The following is a 3,385-nucleotide window of genomic DNA, read 5'->3' as shown; positions in this document are numbered from 1 at the left end:
GCTCCGCTTTTCCGAAGCAAGCCCAACCCTGCTACCCGAACTCGCGGGGCTCGATCGCCGGTTTGAAGAAGCTATTAGAGAGATCGTTCGCCCCTGGTTTGATTGTCGAGAAAGTGCGATTGGAGGCGATGTCAACAGGTACACCACTGAGCTTTGTCATCAGCGTATTGATTTTCTCCTCGATTGTCTCTGCAGATTTTGGCTCGGACCCATCCAAATTAAATGCCGCTCTGGCCTCATCTTCTGCTTTCTCTGTGTTGCCGGTGACAATGTAAAATTTGACTCTACCCATAGGTACTTCGGAATCTTTAGTATACCCAAGTTGGGTGTGCAGAGAAATAGCAGAGATTTGTCTCCAAACGTATTTCCCGAAATAGGCAGAATTTTTGTAATCAGTCAAAACCATTGTTCGGATTACTTCTCGTCTCTTAGCAATAAGGTTCTTTTTATCAGTGCGGGCGGACTTCAGAATATCCCTGAATTTACCCTTTGCCAACGCATACTTTTTGGCGTCGTTAATATCCACACCGCGCTCCGTCAAATATGTTACTCGCTTTCCGGCGAATGTATTATTATCACTATTTTGTGTTTTTCTAAAAAATTTTAATTTTGATGTGTATTTGAGTTCTTTTAATTCGGCCTTATCGAACGAGTCATCAGATTCTTCTGGAAGCTTTATCGTGAGAAAATTTAATAACTGATAATCCTGATGTTTCTGCCCGACCTTTTCCTTCCCAGACGGATCCTTTATGAATGCTGAAAAATATTCTTTTTCAATGGGGTCCCTTGTTGCCTGGTGGTACTGATACTTTACGATCGCACTTGGTAACATCTTGCCGACCATCGACGAATTCCTTTCGTTCCCATCTGACGCATCACAAAATCCGGGGATTTTCGCCAAGCCATGATGTGCTAGCGGAGGCGATTCACGGTCAGCAGGCGAAAGCTGAAATGAATGGCCCAGACAGAGGCAATGAAGCAGCCTTTTCGGATTATGTCCAGAGGCTTCGTTGGGATCGCACGGCGCTGAATCCAGGTTAACAACAGTTCACAAAAACGGCTGAAGGCGTAACCGTCAGGATGCACGGCACGGTACTCCTCCCAGAGCAGCGACAGCGTCACGCCTGGCTTCTTCACCTCGACCGCAATCACGCTCCAATCTGGCTCCGGACGGCGGCTCTGACCCTGTTTGACGCCGGCTCGCGTGAACAGCCGCCCCTCAAGAACATCGTCGGCCAGGTCGGCAGCCAAAGGCCAGGAAAGTCCTGCTGCCGAGGCGCGCCCGATGCTGTCCTGCACCGCGCTACGTGCGATGCCAAGCACATCGGAGATATCACGAACGCTTACGCCGTCCGAACTTAGTCGAAGTAGGTGTCTCAGTTGTCTCATGGTCAGCCTTCGTCTCTGCGGCATCTACATTCCTCGCGATTAAAAGGAATGCATGCCAAGGTTGCTGACCCAAAGGCACTATCTGTCTGGAAAAACTGTCCGGTGATTAATCGGAATCGCGTCCGGTTAATTCTCGGAACCGTGTCCGGTATTTGATCGGAATGCCGTCCGGTAAATCATCGGAAACTGCAGCCTGGAAGCTGATGGTCAGCGGAGAAGCGTACCGAAGATCACGAGATATCCCGCAAGCCGCAGGGTTGGGGGCATGACGAAATTGGCCATCACGGTGAGCGGCAACAAAGCGCTACCCTGTTGAGCTGATGCTGTGAACTTGCGTAAGCATCCGAGGTGGGCCGCCTTGAGAATTTTCCGTGAATCTGTCGTTTTGTCCTTATGGACAGGTATAAGGACAGTGAGCGGACACTCATAAGCCGCCTTGATATTATTGAGACCGGCCGACGCCGCCGTTTTACGGACGAGGCGAAGCTGAGGATTGTCGAAGAGGGCTTTTCCGGCGATGGGCATCAGGTTTCAGCGACAGCCTTGAAGCACGGAGTCTCCCGATCGCAATTGTATCGGTGGCGGCAGTTGTTGCGGGAAGGTAATTTTGGTCGCGGACGGATCGAAGGTTTCGTGCCAGCTGTCGTGATGCCAGAGGCACCGCCAGCGGATGCGAAGGCCCTATCGACGGCGACCCGAATGGAGATAGTGAATAGCCCCGAGTTTCGTAGACACCCTCGGGTTACGTTTTCTGCTGCTTTTCGAACTCGACGGGCGACAGCATCCCGTTTCTGACATGTTTGCGCTTCGGGTTGTAGAACATCTCGATGTAATCGAACACGTCCTGCCTGGCTTCGTCTCTTGAGCGATAGACCTTTCGGCGTATCCGCTCCCGCTTCAACAGATTGAAGAAGCTCTCAGCCACGGCATTGTCATGGCAGTTGCCCCGTCGGCTCATCGAGTGAACCAGATTGTGGTGCTTCAGGAACGCTGCCCAGTCCATGCTAGTGAATTGCGATCCCTGATCCGAATGCACCAGAACCTTTTCCTTTGGTTTCCACCTCCAGACAGCCATCAACAACGCCTGCAGCACGACGTCCGTTGTCTGACGGCTCTGCATCGACCAGCCGATGACGCGGCGGGAATAGAGATCGATCACCACCGCGAGATAGGCGAAGCCTTCGTTGGTTCGGATGTAGGTGATGTCGGTAACCCACGCCTTGTCCGGAGCAGCAACGTCGAATTGACGGTCCAGAGTGTTGTCGATGACAATGGAAGGCCTGCCGCCGTAAATTCCAGGACGGCGCTTATAGCCGATCTGAGCCTTGATACCGGCAATCCGGGTTAGGCGGGCAACCCGGTTGGGGCAGCATGCCTCACCATGATCGAGCAGGTCGTCATGAAGCTTGCGATACCCGTAGACCTTGCCGCTCTCTTCCCAAGCCGTCTGGAGCAGATCGATCTGCCGCTTGTCCTCACAGGCACGCTTGCTCAAGGGCATCCGAAGCCAGGCATAAAACCCGCTGGGATGGATGCGGAACAGGCGGCACATCATTCGCACCGAAAATCGCTGCTGATGCTGGGCAACGAACGCGTACTTCACTTTGCATCCCTGGCGAAATACGCGGTCGCTTTTTTTAATATGTCGCGCTCCTCGGTGACACGCGCCAGTTCCTTCTTAAGCTGCCTGATCTCTTCGGACTGGTCGTTGCCCGGGTTGCCAGACACGGAGGAGAACTTCTTCTTCCACTCATAGAGCGAGTGCGGGCTCACACCCAGACGCTGCGAGACCTCTGCAACCGGATAGCCCCGTTCCGTGATCTGACGCACCGCGTCGCGCTTAAACTCTTCGCTGAAATTCGATTTGCTCATGGTGATCTTCTTGCCTCAAAATTAGGAAAGAAGGTGTCTACAAATCTCGGGGCTATTCATAGTGAGTGCGAACGGCAGGCGTGTGATCGTCGGCCAGGATGTCGATGTCGACGTTCTGATGCGA

5 protein-coding genes are annotated in these 3,385 nt (G+C 52.8%); 1 reads left to right on the top strand and 4 read right to left on the bottom strand.

Annotation, left to right across the window (positions count from 1 at the left end; translation table 11 throughout):
• Positions 1-31: 31 nt before the first annotated feature.
• The 3 genes from PDO_RS11635 to PDO_RS29055 form a co-directional block, all read right to left on the bottom strand.
• Positions 32-844, bottom strand: a complete 813-nt coding sequence (locus PDO_RS11635) for a hypothetical protein (RefSeq protein ID WP_009109624.1) — start codon at positions 842-844, stop codon at positions 32-34.
• 68 nt (positions 845-912) lie between these two features.
• Positions 913-1,389 (bottom strand): transposase, encoded by a 477-nt coding sequence (locus PDO_RS11630; RefSeq protein ID WP_141649892.1) that lies wholly within the window; start codon positions 1,387-1,389, stop codon positions 913-915.
• A 207-nt stretch (positions 1,390-1,596) separates the two neighbouring features.
• On the bottom strand, positions 1,597-1,914 hold the full coding sequence (locus tag PDO_RS29055) for a hypothetical protein (RefSeq protein WP_009109621.1): 318 nt from the start codon (positions 1,912-1,914) through the stop codon (positions 1,597-1,599).
• Between PDO_RS29055 and PDO_RS27130 the strand changes: the two genes are divergently transcribed.
• Positions 1,816-2,184 (top strand): transposase, encoded by a 369-nt coding sequence (locus tag PDO_RS27130; RefSeq protein WP_244426424.1) that lies wholly within the window; start codon positions 1,816-1,818, stop codon positions 2,182-2,184. The two genes, PDO_RS29055 and PDO_RS27130, sit on opposite strands and share 99 nt — an antisense overlap.
• Here PDO_RS27130 and PDO_RS11620 read toward each other — a convergent pair.
• Positions 2,132-3,261, bottom strand: a protein-coding gene (locus PDO_RS11620) for an IS3 family transposase (protein WP_085995795.1) whose coding sequence is annotated in 2 segments (ribosomal slippage) — positions 2,132-3,018 and positions 3,018-3,261 — 1,131 coding nt in all. Because the reading frame shifts where the segments join, the coding sequence is not laid out codon by codon here. The genes PDO_RS27130 and PDO_RS11620 overlap by 53 nt on opposite strands.
• Between the last annotated feature and the right edge of the window lie 124 nt (positions 3,262-3,385).

It is taken from the genome of Rhizobium sp. PDO1-076, from assembly GCF_000247475.1.
Classification (GTDB): Bacteria; Pseudomonadota; Alphaproteobacteria; order Rhizobiales; family Rhizobiaceae; genus Allorhizobium.
The sequence above is the reverse complement of the archived record's forward strand: the minus strand, read 5'-3'. Positions and strand labels throughout refer to the sequence as shown.

Excerpts from the sequence above, each read along its gene's own strand:
- PDO_RS11635 (WP_009109624.1), bottom strand. The coding sequence starts at position 844 with ATGGTCGGCAAGATGTTACCAAGTGCGATCGTAAAGTATCAGTACCAC.
- PDO_RS11630 (WP_141649892.1), bottom strand. The coding sequence starts at position 1,389 with ATGAGACAACTGAGACACCTACTTCGACTAAGTTCGGACGGCGTAAGC.
- PDO_RS29055 (WP_009109621.1), bottom strand. The coding sequence starts at position 1,914 with ATGCCCATCGCCGGAAAAGCCCTCTTCGACAATCCTCAGCTTCGCCTC.